Source organism: Micromonospora sp. C41, assembly GCF_018070485.1.
Lineage (GTDB): Bacteria > Actinomycetota > Actinomycetes > Mycobacteriales > Micromonosporaceae > Micromonospora > Micromonospora chalcea.
In genome coordinates this window covers 53,123-71,528 of record NZ_JAGPXP010000022.1, presented here as the reverse complement: position 1 = coordinate 71,528, position 18,406 = coordinate 53,123, and the positions used below count along the sequence as shown (strand labels likewise).

Sequence of the window (18,406 nt, the reverse complement as noted above, 5' to 3'; positions counted from 1 at the left end):
CGGCGCGGCGTTGCGGTTCAGCAGCCGATCACCCAGTACGCGGGCCCGGTCTGCTTGAGCGTGCTCGTGTAGAACGTGTTGTAGAGGCCCATCCGCTGCCCGCTGCCCAGCGCGTAGGCGTACCCGCCGGACTGGTAGGCCCGCCCGGCCACCACGTGCGCGTAGTTGCTGGCGGTGACGCAGACCGGCGCCGCCGTCGGCGAGGGCGTGGGCGAGGGCGACGCGGTGGGGGTGGGCGACGCGGTCGCCGTCGGGGTCGGGCTCGGCGAGGCGCCGCCACCACCGAGGCCGAAGAAGAGCGCGTCCCGGTACGTCGAACAGATGGTGTCCAGGAAGTACGCCCCGGCGGTGCCGCACTGGTCCGTGCCGGTACCCGGGTCGACGGGGGTGCCGTGGCCCATGCCGGAGACCCGGTAGAGGCGGACCTGGTCGTTGCCGTAGACCTCCAGGCTCGTGCCGGACGGCAGCGTGGACGTGCTGGTCGGGGTGGTCGACAGGCCCAGCACGTTCGTCCACTGGTCCCGCGACTCGGCGGCGTTCGCGGTCGCCACAGTGGTGTCGCTGGTGCCGTGCCAGATCGCCACCCGGGGCCGCTTGCCGGTGTGGCCGGCGTACGCGCCGCGGACCAGGTCGCCCCACTGGGCCGGGGTCTTGTCCACACCCGGGTTCATGCAGCTGAACGCGGTGACGGTGCTGGTCGCGCAGCGGTACGGGATGCCGGCGATGATCGAGCCGCCGGCGAAGACGTCGGGGTAGGCGGCGAGCATGGCCGCGCTCATCGCGCCGCCGGCGGAGAGGCCGCTGACGTACACGCGGGCGCCGTCGGTGCCGTAGGTGGTCCTGGCGTAGTCGACCATCTGTTTGATCGACAGCGCCTCGCCCTGACCGCGGGCGGTGTCACCGGCCTCGAACCAGTTGAAGCAGGAGTTGGCGTTGTTGCCGCTGGGCTGCTGCGGCGCGATGAGCGTGAACTTCCACTGGTCGGCGTACTTCTGCCAGCCGGAGTTGGCGACGTAGGTCGAGGCGTTCTGCACGCACCCGTGCAGCAGCACCACGGCGGGCGCGCCGGCCGGCAGGCCGTCCGGGCGGTACGCGTACATGGTCAGGTTTCCGGGGTTGGAGCCGAAGCCGGTGACCTGGGTGAGCGTGGCGGCCTGGGCGGGGAGGGCGGCGACCAGCGCGGTGGCCGCGGCCAGCACGACCCCGGCCGCCGCCCCGGCGACGCGGGCGATGAGGGATGAGGAGCGGGGCACGGGAACCTCCCGATCGTGGAATGTGAACTGAGTCACCTCCGGGTTGCCGCGACGTTACGGCTGCGTTTCGTCACACCGGAATGGCCGCCGCTCACACATTCACGACCGCCGAAGTGTGCGGGTGAGTTTCGTGTCCGGGCGGTCTGCCCAGGTCCGGTTGGTAACGTCCGCTGCGTGCCGTCCTCCCCGTTCCTGGCCACCGGGCCGTCGATGACCCGCGTCCGTGACCGGCGGGCCGACCTGCTGGTGACGCTCGCCGCCCTGGCTCTGGCCTTCTGGGTCGCCAGCGGCATGTGGCGTGATCCGAACAGCCGTGCCATCACGGTCAACTCCAGCGACCAGGCGCTGTTCGAGTGGCTGCTGGCGTTCGGCGGGCACGCGCTCACCCACGGGGAGAACCCGCTCTACACCACGCTGATCAACGTCCCGGACGGGGTGAACCTCGCGGTGAACACCTCGATCACCGTGTACGCGGCGGTCTTCGCGCCGCTGACGTACCTGATCGGGCCGCCCGCGACGTTCCTGGTGATCCTCACGCTCAACCTCGCCGCCACCGCGGTGGCCTGGTACTGGCTGCTGAGCCGGTACCTGGTGCGCAGCCGGCTGGCCGCCGGTGTGGGGGCGCTGTTCATCGCCTTCTGCCCGGCGATGGTGTCGCACGCCAACGCGCACCTGAACTGGACCGCCGGCTGGCTGGTGCCGCTGCTGATCTGGGGCGTGTTCCGGCTGCGCCGCCCCGGCCGCGCGGTCACCGGCGGGATCGTGCTCGGGCTGCTGGTGGCGGCCGCGTTCTCGATCGCCGCCGAAGGGCTGTTCTTCACCGCGCTGGCGCTCGGCGTGTTCCTCGCCGTCTGGGCGCTGCACCCGGCCCGGTGGCCGGAGGTACGCGCCGCGCTGCCCCGGATGGCGGCCGGGCTCGGAGTCACCGCGCTCGTCGCCGGAGCGCTGCTGGCGTACCCGCTCTGGCTGCACTTCCTCGGGCCGCAGCGGTTCCACGGCACCGGCTTCGATCCGCTGATCCACTCCGAGGACATCGCCGCGTACGGGTCGTACCCGCGCCGGTCGCTGGCCGGCTGGGCCGGGTGGGACACCTCGCTGGCGCCCAACCCGACGGAGGAGAACTCGTTCTTCGGCGTACCGCTGCTCGTGCTCGGCCTGGCCTGCTTCGCGCTGCTGTGGTGGCGCGCGGACCGGGCGTTCCGGGCCACCCTCGCGGCGCTCGGGGTGACCGCGGTGGTCTTCGCGGTGCTGTCGTGGGGGCCGACGGTGAAGTGGAACGGCCGCCGCTTCGAGCAGACGCTGCCGTTCGGGGTGCTGGACAACCTGCCGGTGATCAACGCGGCGCTGCCGTCCCGGCTGGCCCTTGTCGTCGCGCCGGTGATCGGCCTGCTGCTGGCGTACGCGATCGACGCGCTGCGCGCCCGGCCGCCCCGGCGCCGCGCCGTCGGCGTGGCCTGGGCGCTCGGGTTCGTCGCCGCGCTGCTGCCGCTGGTGCCGACGCCACTGCTGACCAGCGTCCGCGAACCGATCCCGGCGTTCATCACCAGTGGCGCCTGGCAGCGCTACGTCCCGCCCGACGGGGTGCTGACCCCGCTGCCGCTGACCGTCGACGTGTATCCGGACGGGCAGCGCTGGCAGGCATACGCGCTGGCCCACCGGCAGGGTGAGTTCCGCATCCCGGCCGGGTTCTTCCTCGGGCCGGGCGGGCCGGAGGGCCGGGGCCGGATCGGGCCGGTGCCGCGCACCTTCGACTCACTGATGGACCAGGCCGGCCGGACCGGGCTGGTGCCGATCATCACCGACGGCAGCATCCGCGAGTCCCGGGCGGACCTGCGCCACTGGGGCGTGCGGGCGGTGGTGCTTCCCGACCGGGTGCACGGCGCGAAGTACGACGTCGACGAGGACGCGCTGCGGCGTACCGCCACCGCGCTGCTCGGCGAGCCGGAGCGGGTGGAGGACGTCTGGCTGTGGCGGGTGCCGGACTGACCGCCACCTCGGCCCGATGGCGACGAGGCTCACGGGTCCGGTTCCCGGGGGGCGGGACTAGGCTGGACGGGTGAGCGTGACGACTTCCGGGCTGACCGCCGTCCGCGCCGGCCTGCTCGACTACCAGGCCGCCTGGGACGAGCAGCGCCGGCTGCACGAGGCGGTGGTGGCCGGCGAGCAGGGCGACACGGTGCTGCTGCTGGAGCACCCCAGCGTCTACACCGCCGGCAAGCGCACCGAGCCGTGGGACCGCCCGATGGACGGCACCCCGGTGGTGGACGTGGACCGCGGCGGGAAGATCACCTGGCACGGTCCGGGGCAGCTCGTCGGCTACCCGATCGTCCGGCTGCCCGACCCGGTCGACGTGGTCGCGTACGTCCGCCGCACCGAGCAGCTGCTGATCGACGTGTGCGCCGAGTTCGGGCTGGCCGCCGGCCGGGTCGAGGGGCGCTCCGGCGTGTGGGTGCCGGAGGACGACAGGGGCCCGGCCCGCAAGGTGGCCGCCATCGGCATCCGGGTGGCCCGCGGCGTCACGCTGCACGGCTTCTCCGTCAACTGCGACTGCGACCTGGGCTTCTTCGACCGGATCGTGCCCTGCGGCATCCGCGACGCCGGGGTCACCTCGCTGACCGCCGAGCTGGGCCGGCCGATCACCGTCGCCGACGTGCTGCCGGTGGTCGAGCGGCACCTGCCGACGCTGACGCAGGTCTGAACCCGTGCGGCTCGACCTGGTCACGCTCGTCGTGACCGAGTACGACCCCGCGATCGCCTTCTTCACCGAGGTGCTCGGCTTCGAGCTGGCCGAGGACAAGCCCTCGCTGACGAACGACGGCCGGCCCAAGCGCTGGGTGGTCGTACGCCCGCCGGGCGGTGGGACCGGCCTGCTGCTGGCCCGCGCCGACGGTGAGCACCAGGCCGGTGCGGTGGGCGACCAGACCCACGGCCGGGTGGGTTTCTTCCTCCAGGTCGACGACTTCGAGGCGGTGTACCGCCGGATGGCCGACGCGGGGGTCGAGTTCGTCCGGCCGCCCCGCACCGAGCCGTACGGCCGGGTCGCGGTCTTCCGCGACATCGCCGGCAACCCCTGGGACCTGCTCGGCCCGGCCTGACCGCCCGGTCCGGCCGATCGGCCCGGCCCGACCGCTCGGCGGCGCGGTGGCCGACCGGTCCGGATCGCCGTCCGCCCAGAACCGCCGCTCGCCCAGCCCCCACCCCGCCATCGGTCACGGTGAGTGACAACGCCGCGTCCGCGGCATGTGACCTCTCGCCGACTTTGCTCTGCAGCCAGATCCGCAACGATCACGCCCGGTCGACCGTTGCGCTCGTGGCTGCAGAGCAAAGGGCGCAGACACCCTTCCCTCCCTCCGGACGGCAGTCCGCCATAACCCCAGCTCAGCGCAATCCGCCGACGCCGAGGGCCTCTCGACCGCCCCGCAACAACCCTCACCGAGAGTGACCACTAGGCCGAGCGATCTCTCGTCACGCTCAGTGGCAGATCCGAACCGATTCCGGAGGTCGGCGGCGAGACCGCCGGCCCGATGCCGAGCCCGCGCCCGCCATCGGGGTCGGAACCGGGACCGGCTAGGAGCGAGCCCGCCGCCGCGGACCGGCACGGAGCAAGCCGCGCGAGGGCGCAGCCGTCAGGGCGCGAGGCGGTGCAGGTCGCGCGGGAAGGCGGTCACCTCCCGGACGTTCGCCGCGCCCGTCAGCCGCGCGACGAACCGCTCCAGCCCGATCGCGAACCCGCCGTGCGGCGGCATGCCGTGCCGGAACGCGTCCACGTACCCGGCGTACGGCTCGACCGGCTCGCCCCGCGCCGCCAGCGCGGCCAGGTAGTCGGCGTGCCGGTGCAGCCGCTGCCCGCCGGTGACCAGCTCCACGCCGCGGAACAGCAGGTCGAAACCGTTCGAGTACGCGGGCCGCGCCGGGTCCGGGTGGGTGTAGAAGGGGCGTTTCGCCATCGGATAGCCGGTGACGAAGAGAAAGTCGCTGCCGTGCTCGCGGAGCGCCCACTCCCCCAACGCCCGCTCGTGCGCCGGGGCCAGATCGGGTTCGGAAGGCGGCGCGCCGGCGATCGTCAACGCCTCGGTGAAGTGCACCGCCGGGATCTCGGCCGGCACCTGCTGCGCCGTCACGCCGAGCGTGGCCAGCGCGCCGTCCGCCCGGTCGGCGACTGTCGCCACCATCCCGGCCAGCGTGTCCCGCAGCACCGCCATCACGTCCCGGTGGTCGGCCACGAACCCCAGCTCGACGTCGAGCGACGTGTACTGGGCCAGATGCCGTGCGGTGTCGTGCGGCTCGGCGCGGAACACCGGCCCGACCTCGTACACCCGCTCGAAGACGCCCACCATGAGCTGCTTGTAGAACTGCGGCGACTGGGCCAGGTAGGCGGGACGCCCGAACCAGTCCAGCGCGAACACGTTCGCCCCGCTCTCGGTGGACGAGGCGACCACCTTCGGCGTGTGCACCTCGACGAAGCCCTGCCCGTCGAGCGTGGCCCGGAAGCCGGACACGGCCGCCGCCGAGATCCGCAGCGCGGCGGATCGGCTCGGGTGCCGCAGCGCGACCGGCGCGTGGTCGAGCTGGGTGGACAGGCCGGCCGTCAGCACCGGCCGGTACAGGTCGAACGGGGGCGGGACGGCGGGCGGCCCGAGCGGACGTACCGTCGGCTCGACGACCTCGACCCCGGCGGGCGCGGCCGGGTTCGCGACCACCGTGCCGACCACCTCGACGACCGTCTCCTCGGTGAGCGCCTCGACCTGCGCGCGCACGGCGGGCGCGGTGACCACCACCTGGGCGAGCCCGCCGCCGTCGCGGAGGACCAGGAAGGCCACCGACTTGAGCAGCCGGCGGCGGTGGACCCAGCCGGCGAGCCGCACGGTGGCGCCCACATGGGCGGGGAGTTGGGAGGACAGGATGCGTTGCACGACGACTACCTCCTTGACCAATCGCAACGCGATCCCCAGGGAGGTGTGGGCGAGCGGGAACCTCGCGGTGCCACCACACCTTCGCCCCCGCCGGGGCGGGAGCCTCGTTCGTCGCCTTTTCACCGGGGCCGGCCGGGCGGGCTCTACTGGGCGCACAGGCGCTGTTCTTCCCGCAGCTCGGGAGGGTCTTCACGGCCCGGCGCCAGACCGCCTCGCAGCAACCGGCGGCTCTCTCGACTGGCGGATCGGTCCGTTACTCGGCTCCGTCACAGCTCTGCCCGGCACGCTAGCACCGGGCGCCTCGCGGTGTGACCGGGATTTTTGGCCCTTCGTGTCCGGTGTCACAGCGATTCCGGGGTGACGGCGGTCGCCCGCCGTTCATCGACCGGCGCCGACCGGCGTACGCTCGGTTTTGTGACGATCGAGCAATCCGCGCCGACGACTGAGCAGCCCGCGCGCCCCGCGACGGTCGCCCCGGAGGGGCGGCGCATGCTGCGGATCGAGGCACGCAACGCCGAGACGCCGATCGAGCGCAAGCCGCCGTGGATCAAGGTCAAGGCCAAGATGGGCCCGGAGTACACCCAGTTGCGCGGGCTCGTCTCGCGCGAGGGGCTGCACACCGTGTGCCAGGAGGCCGGCTGCCCCAACATCTACGAGTGCTGGGAGGACCGGGAGGCCACCTTCCTCATCGGTGGTGACCAGTGCACCCGGCGCTGCGACTTCTGTCAGATCGACACCGGAAAGCCGGCCGAGTTCGACGCCGACGAGCCGCGGCGCGTCGCCGAGTCGGTCGCCGCGATGGGTCTGCGTTACGCGACCATCACCGGTGTCGCCCGCGACGACCTGCCCGACGGTGGCGCCTGGCTCTACGCCGAGACGGTCCGGCAGATCCACGCGCTGCAGTCCGGCTGCGGTGTCGAGCTGCTGATCCCCGACTTCAACGCCGTGCCCGAGCAGCTCGCCGAGGTGTTCGGCTCGCGGCCCGAGGTGCTGGCCCACAACGTGGAGACAGTGCCGCGCATCTTCAAGCGGATCCGCCCGGCGTTCCGCTACGAGCGTTCGCTCGACGTGATCCGCCAGGCCCGCGCCGACGGCCTGGTCACCAAGAGCAACCTCATCCTGGGCATGGGCGAGGAGCGCGCCGAGGTGTCCCAGGCGCTGCGCGACCTGCACGAGGCGGGCTGCGAGCTGATCACCATCACGCAGTACCTGCGCCCCTCCCCCCGGCACCACCCGGTCACCCGCTGGGTCAAGCCGGAGGAGTTCGTCGAGCTGCGCGAGGAGGCCGAGGAGATCGGCTTCGCGGGCGTGATGAGCGGCCCGCTGGTCCGTTCGTCGTACCGCGCGGGCCGCCTCTACCAGCAGGCGCTCGACGCCCGCCGGGAGGTCGTCGCCGCCGGCTGAGGCCGGCCGTCGACCGCGTCACCCGCCGCCGGCCGCCCGCCGGATGCCATGATCACAGGCATGACCGCCGGGGTACGCGAGGAGCCACGCGAGACCGTGCGCTCCCGTACGCCCCGGCGGCTGCCGTTGCCGACGCTGCTCGCCGTGCTCGTCGGGTTCGCCGCTGTGGGCTACCGGCTGGCGCTGCTGTTCGCCGACGTGCCGCCCACCAACAGCGACGAGGCGACGATGGGGCTGGCCGCCCTGCACATCGCCCGCGGCGACGGCTTCCCGGTGTGGTTCTACGGCCAGGCGTACATGGGCACGTTGGAGGCGTACCTGGCCGCGCCGCTGATCGCGCTGGCCGGACCGTCGGTGCTCGTGCTGCGGCTGCCCACGCTGGCGCTGTACGCGTTGTTCCTGCTGCTGTCCTGGCGGCTGACCCGGCGGCTCGGCGGTGACCGCTGGTACGCCCTGCTGGTCGTCGCCGTGCTGGCGCTCGGCGCGGACCGGGTGGTGAAGAACCAGCTCATCGCCGGTGGCGGCTATCCGGAGCTGAACCCGGCCGGCGCGGCGCTGGCGCTGCTCACCGTCGGGCTCTGCGTGACCGGGGCGGGCGCACGGCTGCCCCGCTGGGCGGCCTGGGGGCTGATCGCCGGAGTGCTGCTCTGGGTGGACCCACTGATCCTGCCGTACGTGCTGACGCTCGGCGCGCTGCTGGTGGCGTGGCGGTGGCGGGAACTGGCCGGGCGGGCCGGCGTGGTGCTGGCCGGGGCGCTGCTGCTGGGCGCGGCCCCGATGCTGGTGGACAGCCTCCGGCACGGCCGCAACCCGGTGAGCGCGGTGCTGGCGGCCGGTGGCACGGGCGCTGCCGCGGACTGGGCCGACCGGCTGTACGGCGGGCTGGTGCTCGGGCCGCCGCTGGCGATGGGCTTCTGCTCGCCCGGCCGGTGCGCCACCTGGCAGCTCTGGTGGGCGCTCGCGTTCCCGCTGCTGTTGCTGCTCGCCGCGTTCACCGCGTGGCACACCCTGCGACGAACCTGGGGCGGTCCACGCTCGGTGGAGCGGGTGTCGGCCGGGGTGCGGCTGGCGCTGCTCGGCGGCGCGGCCGGGGTCCTCGCCGCCTACGCGGTCAGCAACGCGGCCGGGCGGACGCCGATCGAGAGCAGCCGGTACCTGTCGTGCCTGGCGGTGGCGGTGCCCGCCCTGCTCTGGCCACTGTGGCAGGCCGTCCGCCCACTCGCCGAGGTGGAGTCGATCAAGGCGACCGGCGGGCGGGCGGCCGGGGCTAGGGCCCGGGTGGCGGGTGTCGGGGCGCTGGCGGTGCTCGCGGGCGTGCTCGGAACCGGCGCGGCGACCACAGTGGAGGTGATCCGGGCGGCCCCGGCCGTGCACGCCGAGGCCGACCGGCACCGCTCGCTCGTGGACACGCTCGGCGCGCTCGGCGTCCGGCACGTGCGCGGCGGCTACTGGACGTGCAACCGGCTCACCTACGCCACCGGCGAGAACGTGCTCTGCGCCGTGGTCGAGGACGACCTGCGCCCCGGATTCGACCGGCTGCCCGCGTACCGGCGGGAGGTGGCCGCCGACCCGGAGGCCGCCTGGGTGGCGCTCGCCGGCTCGCCGCTGGCCGCCCGGCTGGACGCGCGCCTCGGCCCCGAACCGGGCGCGCTCGACGTCGCCACGGTCGCCGGCTGGCGGATCTACCTGCCACGCCGCTGACGCAGGCCCGGTGGCGGGTCGAGCAGACCGAGGCGGTGGGCCAGCGCGGCGGCCTCCACCCGGTTGGTCACGTCCAGCTTGGCGATGATCCGGGACACGTGCACGCTCGCCGTCTTCGGCGAGATGAACAGCCGCTCGGCGATGCGGCTGTTGCTGTGCCCCTCGGCCACCAGCCGCAGCACCTCCCGTTCCCGGCTGGTCAGCAGGTCCGGCCCGGGTCGCCCGGTGCCGCGCAGCCCGACCCGGCGGGCCAGCGTCGCCGCCTGCTCGCCCAGCGGGGTGGCGCCCAGCCGGGCGGCCACCTCGACCGTCTCCCGTACCGCGGCGGCCACGTCGTCCCGCTCGCCCGCCGCGGCGGCCGCCTCGGCCAGCCCGAGCAGCGCCCGGCCCAGCGGGTACGGCTGCCCGGCCGTCCGCCACGCCGCCACCGCCGCCCGCCACTGCGCGAGCGCCCCGGCGGGACCGGTGGGCGCGAGCCCGGCCAGGACGGCGGTGACGTGCGCCGCGTACGCCTGTTCGGCCGGATGCCGGGCGGGCAGCGCGGCGGCCCTCGTGGACACGTCGGCGGCGAGCGTCGCGTCACCGGTCAGCGCGGCGGTACGCGCCACCGCGCCGAGCACCGGCCAGCCCTCACGCGGCAGGTCGGCCAAGTGCGGGTCGGCCAGGGCGGCGCGCGCCGCGCGTACCGCTTCCAGCTTGTCGTCGACGGCGAGCGCGGCCTCCACGCGCAGCTCGTGCAGCGGCAGCCGGTGGTTGGGCCACAGGTAGGGGCGGCTGAGGAACGCCAGCGCCCGCCCGACGACCTCGTCGGCGGCGGGGTGGGCGCGGGCCAGGTGCAGCCCGGCGCGCAGTTGCAGCCAGTGCAGACCGGAGACGCCCGGCGGGTCGATGCGGGCCGCCTCGGCGCAGGTGGCGTCCGCCTCGTCCCAGCGGCCCAGCGCGATCAGCGCCTCGGCCCGGTTCGACAGCAGGTACGCCCCGATCGAGCGGCTGATGCCGACCCGGCGCGCCTCGGTCACCCCGGCCGCGGCCGCCTGCTCGGACTCGTCGTAGCGGCCCAGCTCGTAGAGCACGTCGGAGAGGAAGACCAGCGCGCTGACCAGGGCCCACGAGTCACCGGCGGCACGGGCCCGCGCCTCGACCCGGCGCAGCTCGGCCAGCCCGCGCTCCGGCGTGCCGTCGAGGCGGTGCAGCAGGGCGATCCGGGTGGGCAGCAGCACCAGGTCGGTGCCGACCTCGGACGCGCCGGCCGCGGCTTCGGCGGCCACCGTGGCGGCCTCGCGCGGGTCGACCTTCATCAGGTGCGACGCGATGTCGGCCAGCACGGCGAACCGTTCCGGGCCGTCGGGGGCGCCGGCCGCCAGCCGGTACGCCTCGCGCAGCTCAGCCGCGCCGTCGCTCTTGCCGAGCAGCGCGAACAGCCGGCCCCGGTGGTCGAGCAGGCGGGCGGCGCGCAGCGGTTCGGCGTCAGAGTCGACCTCGGCCAGCGCGGCCCGGGTGAGCGTGAGCGCCCGGCTGAGGTCACCGGCGGTGACCGCGGCGATGAGCGTGTCCTCCAGTACCCGCAGGTGGTCCATGCCGAGCCGGTCCGCGGCGTCGGGCACCTGCTCCCACAGTTCGAGGACGCGCTCCAGCAGGCGGCTCTGCTCGGCGTACGCGTACCGTTCGGCGGCTGCCTCGGCGGCGACCCGGGCGGCGGTGAGCGCGCGCGGGTGGTCGTGCGCCGCATACCAGTGGTGGGCGATCTCGGCCGGGGCGCGACCGGCGGCGACCAGGTGGGGTTGGGCCTCGATCGCGGCGGCGTACCGGGCGTGCAGCCGGGCGTGCTCGCCGGGCAGCAGGTCGTCGTGCACCGCCTCGCGGACCAGCGCGTGCCGGAACTCGTAGTCGCCGTCCGGGTCGGCCACCACGAGCTGCCCGGCGACGGCGGCGCGCAGCGCGTCCTCCAGTTCGGCCTCGGGCAGGCCGGCCACCTCGGCGAGCAGCTGGTGGGCGAAGCGGGTGCCGCCGGCGGCGGCGATCCGCAGCACCCGCTGGGCCGGCTCGGGCAGCCGGTCGACGCGGGCCAGCAGCAGGTCGCGCAGCGTCTCCGGGATGGTGGCGCAGCCGACCGGGCCACCGGCGGCGGCCAGCTCCTCGATGAAGAACGGGTTGCCCTGGGTGCGTTCGTGCACGTCGTCCACGGTCCGGGCGAACTGCTCGACACCGAGCAGGTCGGCGAGCACGGCGGCGGTGCCGTCGCGGTCGAGGCGGCCCAGCTCGATCCGGTCCACGCCGCGGACCCGGTCCAGCTCGGCGAGGAACGGCCGCAGCGGGTGCCCGCGGTGCAGCTCGTCGGTGCGGTACGTGCAGACCACCAGCAGGCGGGTGGCGCGGGCGGCCCGCACCAGGAAGCCGATCAGGTCGCGGGTGGAGCGGTCGGCCCAGTGCAGGTCCTCGATCACCAGCACCAGCGGGCGTTCCTCGGCGATGCGCCGGAACAGGTCGGCGACCAGGTCGAACAGGTAGCCGCGCGGGGTGTCGGCGAGGGCCGGCCCGGCGGGCGCGGCGACGCCTGCGGGCATCCGGGCCAGCTCGGGCAGCAGCCGGGCGAACTCCGCCTCGAAGCCGGCGAAGGCGGCCGGCCCGTCGTGGCGCAGCACGTCGCGCAGCGCGGCCGCGAACGGGGCGAACGGCAGGCCGGCCTCGCCCAGTTCCAGGCACTGGCCGACCAGCAGCCGCGCCCCGGCGGTGTGGACGTGCGTGCCGAACTCCTCCAGCAGCCGGGTCTTGCCGACCCCGGCCTCGCCGCCCACGAGCACGGTCGTCGGGTCGCCGGAGCGTGCCCGGGCCAGCGCGTCGCCGAGCACTGTCAGCTCGGGCCGGCGGCCGACGAGGACGGTGCTGGCGGCGCGTACTGTCACGCCGTCGAGCATGCCACGGCCCCCCGACGGCCTCGCCTGGCCGATCGGGCGGTCGGTGGCCGCCGGCCCGGCCGCCCCCGTGACGGCCGGACCGGCGACGACCGCCGGCGCGGTCACCGGCGGGCGTCGGTGATGCGGGCGTGGTGCTGTCGGCGGCTCAGCCAGCCGCGCGGGTGCCGTCGGGGCAGCGACCGGGCCAGCCGGTCCTGCGCCGCGTCGGCCTGCAGTTCGGAGGCGTGGCTGCGGTGGATGCTCAGGATGAACTCCGCGTCGTTGCCGAACATGTCGGATCTCCCTGTCGTGGGTCTGTCGTCGCTGTCGAGATCCACTTTTCGCGCGAAGGTGCCCCCGGCACATGGGTACGCCGCCTGATCTTTGCCCCCGCCGCCTCCTTACCTGAGGGCCGACGAGGGGCCGCGCGGCCGTAAGGTACTCAGCCCGCTCCGGAAGAGGCGGCCACGGATCAACGTGACGTGCGCCGACCACTAGACTCTGCGGCATGGCAAAGCCCCAGGAGAAGGTCTCGTTCGGCCAGCGGCTGAAGCAGATCGGGATGGTGTTCCGGTTCACCGCCAAGCAGGACAAGTGGTTCGCGCCGCTGACGGCGGCGGCGGTGCTGATCCCGCTCGCGCTCACCGTGGTCGCGGTGATCGCCTGGGGCTGGATCTGGCTGCCGATCGGCATCCTGCTCGCCCTGCTGGCCGTGCTGATCGTGCTCAACCTGCGCTCCAACAAGGCGATGATGAACGCCGCCGAGGGGCAGCCGGGCGCGGCGGCGCAGATCATGGAGAGCATGCGCGGCGACTGGCGGGTCACCCCGGCGGTCAGCTCCACCACGCAGATGGACATGGTGCACCTGGTGGTGGGCCGCCAGGGCGTGATCCTGCTGGCCGAGGGGAACCCGCAGCGTGTGCGTGGCCTGCTCGGCCAGGAGAAGCGCCGGCTGGCGAAGGTGATCGGCACGGCGCCGCTGCACGACTACGTGATCGGGCAGGGCGAGGGTGAGCTGCCGGTCCGCAAGCTGCGGATGACGCTGATGCGGCTGCCCCGCGCCCTGTCCCCGAAGGACGTCAACGCGCTCGACAAGCGGCTCAAGGCGCTGACCGCGCGGCCGCAGATGCCCAAGGGCGCGGTCCCGAAGAACATGCGGCCGCCGCGTGGCGCGTTCCGGCAGACCCGGGGTCGCTGACCTTCGGCGTACGCGAGAAGGAGCCGGTCCCGTGCGGGGCCGGCTCCTTTCTTGTGCGGGTCAGCGGCGCGGCGCGTCGGTGACGACGGCGCCGGCGAGCCGGTCGTGCAGGCCGCGCTTGTGCTCGTCCATGAGCAGGGCCGGCACGACGAGGGCCAGCAGGAGTCCGCGCAGCAGCCCGCGGAGCAGCCCGATCCGGCCGCCGTCGGCCCAGGCGACGCAGCGCAGCCGGGTCAAGTACATGCCGGGGGTCTGGGCGAACAGGCCGATGAAGAAGCCGTACTCCAGGATCAGCACCAGGACCGGCGGCCAGCCGTCGCGGACCGGGTCGGAGAAGGCCCGGGCGACCATCAGGCACAGCACCCAGTCGATGATCAGGGCACCGAAGCGGCGGCCGAGGCTGGGCGGAGTGAAGGCGGGGTCGGCGGCGGGCGGCACCGGTGTGGCGGCGGTATCGGTCACAGCGGCCAGGGTAGCGCCGCCGCAACCCCTGACGAAAAATCCGACATTCGCCGCCAGAGCGTGCCGGAGTGACGCTCCGCAAGCGACGTAACACGGCGGAAACAGACGAGACACGGCCGGGCAACCCCCCGGCCATAGCGTCGCCAGTAGTTAGCTACCGGAGTGGACCTGCCAGGAGGACGTGTGTTCGCCAATTCCGAGGAACTCCTGCGATACCTCGCCAACGAGGACGTGAAGTTCGTCGACGTACGTTTCTGTGACCTGCCCGGCGTGATGCAGCACTTCAACCTGCCGGTCGAGTCGTTCGACGACAGCGTGTTCACCGACGGCCTCGCCTTCGACGGCTCCTCGATCCGCGGGTTCCAGGCCATCCACGAGTCCGACATGCTCCTGCTGCCGGACGTCGCCACCGCCTTCATCGACCCGTTCCGCACGCAGAAGACCCTCGCGCTGAACTTCTTCATCCACGACCCGTTCACCCGCGAGGCCTACTCCCGCGACCCCCGCAACGTCGCCAAGAAGGCCGAGGCCTACCTCGCCGCCAGCGGCATCGCCGACACCGCCTACTTCGGCGCCGAAGCCGAGTTCTACATCTTCGACTCCATCCGCCACGAAACCTCCGCCCACCAGTCGTTCTACTACATCGACTCGATCGAGGGCGCCTGGAACAGCGGCCGGATCGAAGAGGGCGGCAACCGCGGCTACAAGACCGCCTACAAGGGCGGCTACTTCCCGGTGCCGCCGGTCGACCACTACGCCGACCTGCGTGACCGGATCGTGCGGCGCCTCGTCGACGGCGGCTTCACCGTCGAGCGTTCGCACCACGAGGTCGGCACCGCCGGCCAGTCGGAGATCAACTACAAGTTCTCCACGCTGCTGCACGCCGCCGACCAGCTCCAGCTGTTCAAGTACATCGTCAAGAACGAGACCTGGGCCGCCGGCAAGACCGCGACGTTCATGCCCAAGCCGCTCTTCGGTGACAACGGCTCCGGCATGCACACCCACCAGAGCCTCTGGCGCGGCGGCGAGCCGCTGTTCTACGACGAGACCGGCTACGCCGGCCTGTCCGACACCGCCCGCTGGTACATCGGCGGCCTCCTGCACCACGCCCCCTCGCTGCTGGCCTTCACCAACCCGACGGTGAACTCCTACCGTCGTCTGGTGCCCGGCTTCGAGGCGCCGGTGAACCTGGTCTACTCGCAGCGCAACCGCTCCGCGTGCACCCGCATCCCGGTCACCGGCAGCAACCCGAAGGCCAAGCGCGTCGAGTTCCGCGTGCCGGACCCGTCCAGCAACCCGTACCTGGCGTTCTCCGCGATGATGATGGCCGGCCTGGACGGCATCAAGAACAAGATCGAGCCGCCGGCGCCGATCGACAAGGACCTCTACGACCTCCCGCCGGAGGAGTGGGGCGACGTCAAGCAGGTCCCGGGCTCGCTGCCGGAGGTGCTCACCGCGCTCGAGGCCGACCACGACTACCTGCTCGACGGCGGCGTGTTCACGCCGGACCTGATCTCGACCTGGGTCGAGTGGAAGCGGGCCAACGAGGTCGACCCGGTGCGCCTGCGCCCGACCCCGCACGAGTTCGCGATGTACTTCGACTGCTGAGCACGCTCGTCAGCACCGGCCGGGCGGGCCCGGCGTGGGCGGCGCCGGCCCGGCCGTTTCACGCGGCTCGGCGGCGCAGTGCCGCCCGGACTCCGGCCACCGCGACGACCACCACCAGCACCGTCATCAGCACCGCGCCGGGCGCCTTCGTGAACCGGGCCAGGTTGGTGCCGTCGGGCAGCGTGAGCAGCGAGACCGCCGCGCAGGGGGCCACGAACCAGACCTCCCGGGCCAGCGGCACCGCCGCGACCGCGAGCAGCGTCAGCGGCCAGATCGCGTACCAGGGGTGGAAGACCGGTGCGAGCAGCACGGTGGCGGCGAGCGCCAGTCCCGCGCCGAGCAGCGCCACCCGGGGCCGGGCCACTGTCAGCCGGGCCACCCGCTGCCGGCTGTCGTTGAGCCGCCGCAGCGTCGTCCACGCCAGCCACCAGAGCGCGACGAGGGTCCCGGCCAGCAACGCCAGCGCGACGGCGCGCACCACCGGGACCGCCCGGGGCCGCTGCCCGGCCAGTTCGCCGGCGTAGTCGATGACGAACCCGATCGCGGTGGGCGGTGAGGTCCACTGCTGCGAGTCGCCGCTGTGGCCGAGTCCGCCGATCCAGCCCAGCCCGAGGCCGGTGGCGAGTGAGACGACGAGCAGCGTGCCGAGCACCGACGCGGCCAGTTGCCCGCCGTCGCGCAGCAGCGCCCGCCAGGTGTAGCGGCCGAGCACGGCGGCGAGCGCCGCGAACGGCAGCGCGACGACCGCCACCGCCTTCACCGCCACGGCCAGGCCGAGCAGCACCCCGGCGACCAGCAGCGCGCGCGGTTTGCCCGGCAGGCGGACCAGCACCAGCAGGCCGAGCAGGAGCAGGCCGAGCGCGAGCGCGTCGTTGTGCGCGCCGGCCACCAGGTGTACGCCGACCAGGGGGCAGGCGAGCACCAGCCAGGCGGCCCGGCGGATGGGCACCCCGGCGGCCCGGGCCAGCCCGGGCAGGCACAGCGCGGCCAGAAGCACCCCGGCCACCGCTATCAGCCGCAGCGCCACGACGGTCCCGATCAGGCCGCCGCCCGCGAGGACGGCGAGCCCGGCCAGCAGCACGAAGAACGGCCCGTACGGCGCCGGGGTGTCCCGCCAGATCGGCGACACCGAGTCGGTCCACGGGCAGCCGGCCGCAGCGACCCCCACCCGGTACGGGCTGAGGCCCTGCGTCCACGTCCAGCCCTGGCAGGCGTACGAGTAGACGTCGCGGCTGCCGATCGGCGGCGCGGCGAGCAGCGGCAGCGACCAGAGCCCGGCGGTCACGTACGCCCACCGGCCGGACGGCGCGCCCCACCGCAGCGACCACCAGGCGCCGACCAGCAGCAGCGTCCCGGCCAGCCAGCAGCCGAGCGTCAGCGGCCCGTTCGGGGCCGCCCAGATCGCGGCGAGCGTGCTGCGCGGGGGCGGGCCGGGCAGCGCGCCGCCGAGCCACCCGGCGACGGTGAGCAGTACCGCCCCGGCGAGACCGGCGTAGCGGGCGACGGCGGCGGCGATCGGCCGGACCGGTCCGTCGACCTCGCTCACCGGCACACTCCTCAGTCCGCGGGAACCGGCTGCCGGCCCTTGCGAGCCGACCGTACCAACCAGACGACCACGCCGATCACGAACAGCGTCATCAGCGGCGCACCGGGCATCTTGCTGTACCGGGCCAGCCCGGTTCCGTCGGCGAGCACCAGGAACGACGACACCACGGTGACGATCGAGAACCAGAGCGTGCGGTGCGCGGTGGCGGCCAGCACCGCCAGCGGCCACAGCCAGTACCAGGGGTGGAACAGCGGGGACAGCGCGACGGTGGCGGTGAGCGCCAGCGCGGCGTGCCAGAACGGCTCACCGCGACGCAACGAGCGGAACCACAGCCAGATCAGCACCCCGACCAGCACGACCATGCCGATCGCCCGGGTCACCGGCAGCGCGTCGACGTGCACCCCGAACGGCGCCAGCAGATAGCCGACGGTCTGCCCCACCGCTGTCGGCGGCGACGTCCAGGCCACCACCAGGCTGCCTTGCTCCAGCCCGCTGATGAACCCCAGCCCCAGGCCGGAGACGAGCGTCACCCCGGCCAGCGCCACGAGCGATCCGCCGACCACCCACCCGCCGTCGCGGACCAGCGACCTGATCCGGTACGCCCCGACGATGGCGGCGAGCGCGGCGAACGGCATCACGACCAGCGCGGTGACCTTGACGGCGGCGGCGAGTCCGAGCAGCGCCCCACCGGCGAGCAGCGGCCAGGGCCGCCCCGGCCGGGCCGCCACCACTGCCAGCCCGGCCACGAGCAGGCCGATCATCAGCGCGTCGTTGTGCGCGCCGGATATCAGGTGCACGGGCACCAGCGGGCTGGCCAGCGCCAGCCACAGCGCCCGCCGCGGCGGCACCCCGCAGCGGCGGGCCAGCACCGGCAGCGCCCACGCGGTGAGCGCCACCCCGGCCACGGCGAGCAGCCGGAACAGCGCGACCGCGCCGAGCAGCGACCCGGTCGCCTCCACCACCGCACCGGCGAGCAGCACGAACAGCGGCCCGTACGGCGCCGGGGTGTCCCGCCAGATGTAGGAGATGGTGTCCAGCCAGGGGCAGGGCAGCGCCGACACGCCCTGCTCGTAGGGGTTGATCCCGGCCGAGAAACTGGCGCCCTGGCAGGCGTACGCGTACACGTCCCGGCTGCCCAGCGGCGGCGCGACGAGCATCGGCAGCAGCCACAGCGCCACTGTGACCAGCACCCAGCGCGAAGACGGCACCCGGTCCCGCAGCGACCACCACGCCCACGCCAGCAGCCCGGTGCCGACCAGCCACAACCCGATGATCAGCGGCCCGTTCGGGCCCTGCCAGATGCTGACCGGGGTGGGACGCAACTCGCCGTCGGGCAGGGCGCCGCCGAGGAACGCGGCCACGGCGAGCAGCACCGAACCCGCCAGGCCGATCCAACGCGAGAGGTGGTGAGGCACGCCCGACATGCT

General features: G+C 74.0%; 14 protein-coding genes. 7 read left to right on the top strand and 7 right to left on the bottom strand.

What is annotated here, in order from left to right:
• Window positions 1-17: 17 nt before the first annotated feature.
• Entirely contained in the window at window positions 18-1,253 is a 1,236-nt protein-coding gene (locus KBX43_RS22310) for a PHB depolymerase family esterase (protein ID WP_210886996.1), read from the bottom strand.
• A gap of 210 nt (window positions 1,254-1,463) precedes the next feature.
• Between KBX43_RS22310 and KBX43_RS22305 the strand changes: the two genes are divergently transcribed.
• The 3 genes from KBX43_RS22305 to KBX43_RS22295 all read left to right on the top strand — a co-directional run bounded on the left by KBX43_RS22305 (window position 1,464) and on the right by KBX43_RS22295 (window position 4,348).
• Entirely contained in the window at window positions 1,464-3,239 is a 1,776-nt protein-coding gene (locus KBX43_RS22305; protein WP_247677641.1) for a DUF2079 domain-containing protein, read from the top strand.
• Between the two features lie 70 nt (window positions 3,240-3,309).
• Window positions 3,310-3,951 carry a lipoyl(octanoyl) transferase LipB gene (gene lipB, locus KBX43_RS22300; protein ID WP_043329324.1) on the top strand — a complete coding sequence of 214 codons (642 nt, stop codon included), beginning with the start codon at window positions 3,310-3,312 and terminating at the stop codon, window positions 3,949-3,951.
• A 4-nt stretch (window positions 3,952-3,955) separates the two neighbouring features.
• Window positions 3,956-4,348, top strand: a complete 393-nt coding sequence (locus KBX43_RS22295; RefSeq protein ID WP_210886990.1) for a VOC family protein — start codon at window positions 3,956-3,958, stop codon at window positions 4,346-4,348.
• 531 nt (window positions 4,349-4,879) lie between these two features.
• On the opposite strand, the gene aspS is transcribed toward KBX43_RS22295, so the two are convergent.
• Window positions 4,880-6,166: an aspartate--tRNA(Asn) ligase gene (aspS, locus tag KBX43_RS22290; RefSeq protein ID WP_210886987.1), complete on the bottom strand. Its 1,287-nt coding sequence runs from the start codon at window positions 6,164-6,166 to the stop codon at window positions 4,880-4,882.
• A gap of 357 nt (window positions 6,167-6,523) precedes the next feature.
• Here aspS and lipA point away from each other — a divergent pair, with 357 nt between their 5' ends.
• Together lipA and KBX43_RS22280 are read left to right on the top strand one after the other, a co-directional pair.
• Window positions 6,524-7,570 carry a lipoyl synthase gene (gene lipA / locus KBX43_RS22285; RefSeq protein ID WP_166456624.1) on the top strand — a complete coding sequence of 349 codons (1,047 nt, stop codon included), beginning with the start codon at window positions 6,524-6,526 and terminating at the stop codon, window positions 7,568-7,570.
• Between the two features lie 60 nt (window positions 7,571-7,630).
• Window positions 7,631-9,271 (top strand): DUF423 domain-containing protein, encoded by a 1,641-nt coding sequence (locus KBX43_RS22280; RefSeq protein WP_247677622.1) that lies wholly within the window; start codon window positions 7,631-7,633, stop codon window positions 9,269-9,271.
• Here KBX43_RS22280 and KBX43_RS22275 read toward each other — a convergent pair.
• Both KBX43_RS22275 and KBX43_RS22270 read right to left on the bottom strand, forming a co-directional pair.
• Window positions 9,253-12,174: an AAA family ATPase gene (locus KBX43_RS22275; protein ID WP_307851567.1), complete on the bottom strand. Its 2,922-nt coding sequence runs from the start codon at window positions 12,172-12,174 to the stop codon at window positions 9,253-9,255. The genes KBX43_RS22280 and KBX43_RS22275 overlap by 19 nt on opposite strands.
• Before the next feature lie 113 nt (window positions 12,175-12,287).
• The gene (locus KBX43_RS22270; RefSeq protein WP_166456627.1) at window positions 12,288-12,458 is read right to left on the bottom strand and encodes a hypothetical protein; all 171 of its coding nucleotides are present in this window, start codon (window positions 12,456-12,458) and stop codon (window positions 12,288-12,290) included.
• Window positions 12,459-12,673: 215 nt separating this feature from the next.
• Here KBX43_RS22270 and KBX43_RS22265 point away from each other — a divergent pair, with 215 nt between their 5' ends.
• The gene (locus tag KBX43_RS22265) at window positions 12,674-13,363 is read left to right on the top strand and encodes a DUF4191 domain-containing protein (protein WP_043329318.1); all 690 of its coding nucleotides are present in this window, start codon (window positions 12,674-12,676) and stop codon (window positions 13,361-13,363) included.
• 60 nt (window positions 13,364-13,423) lie between these two features.
• Here the strand turns inward: KBX43_RS22265 and KBX43_RS22260 are convergent, their stop codons facing one another.
• Window positions 13,424-13,825 carry an RDD family protein gene (locus KBX43_RS22260; RefSeq protein ID WP_043329315.1) on the bottom strand — a complete coding sequence of 134 codons (402 nt, stop codon included), beginning with the start codon at window positions 13,823-13,825 and terminating at the stop codon, window positions 13,424-13,426.
• Window positions 13,826-14,008: 183 nt separating this feature from the next.
• On the opposite strand from KBX43_RS22260, the gene glnA reads away from it, so the two are divergent.
• Window positions 14,009-15,433 carry a type I glutamate--ammonia ligase gene (gene glnA / locus KBX43_RS22255; protein ID WP_043329312.1) on the top strand — a complete coding sequence of 475 codons (1,425 nt, stop codon included), beginning with the start codon at window positions 14,009-14,011 and terminating at the stop codon, window positions 15,431-15,433.
• Between the two features lie 58 nt (window positions 15,434-15,491).
• Here the strand turns inward: glnA and mptB (KBX43_RS22250) are convergent, their stop codons facing one another.
• Both mptB (KBX43_RS22250) and mptB (KBX43_RS22245) read right to left on the bottom strand, forming a co-directional pair.
• Window positions 15,492-16,979 carry a polyprenol phosphomannose-dependent alpha 1,6 mannosyltransferase MptB gene (gene mptB, locus KBX43_RS22250; protein WP_210886979.1) on the bottom strand — a complete coding sequence of 496 codons (1,488 nt, stop codon included), beginning with the start codon at window positions 16,977-16,979 and terminating at the stop codon, window positions 15,492-15,494.
• Between the two features lie 11 nt (window positions 16,980-16,990).
• Window positions 16,991-18,403 (bottom strand): polyprenol phosphomannose-dependent alpha 1,6 mannosyltransferase MptB, encoded by a 1,413-nt coding sequence (gene mptB / locus KBX43_RS22245; RefSeq protein WP_043329305.1) that lies wholly within the window; start codon window positions 18,401-18,403, stop codon window positions 16,991-16,993.
• Window positions 18,404-18,406: the final 3 nt, after the last annotated feature.

Coding starts and splice junctions, on each gene's coding strand:
- KBX43_RS22270 (WP_166456627.1), bottom strand. CDS start 12,458: ATGTTCGGCAACGACGCGGAGTTCATCCTGAGCATCCACCGCAGCCAC.
- KBX43_RS22305 (WP_247677641.1), top strand. CDS start 1,464: ATGACCCGCGTCCGTGACCGGCGGGCCGACCTGCTGGTGACGCTCGCC.
- mptB (WP_043329305.1), bottom strand. CDS start 18,403: ATGTCGGGCGTGCCTCACCACCTCTCGCGTTGGATCGGCCTGGCGGGT.
- KBX43_RS22265 (WP_043329318.1), top strand. CDS start 12,674: ATGGCAAAGCCCCAGGAGAAGGTCTCGTTCGGCCAGCGGCTGAAGCAG.
- KBX43_RS22280 (WP_247677622.1), top strand. CDS start 7,631: ATGACCGCCGGGGTACGCGAGGAGCCACGCGAGACCGTGCGCTCCCGT.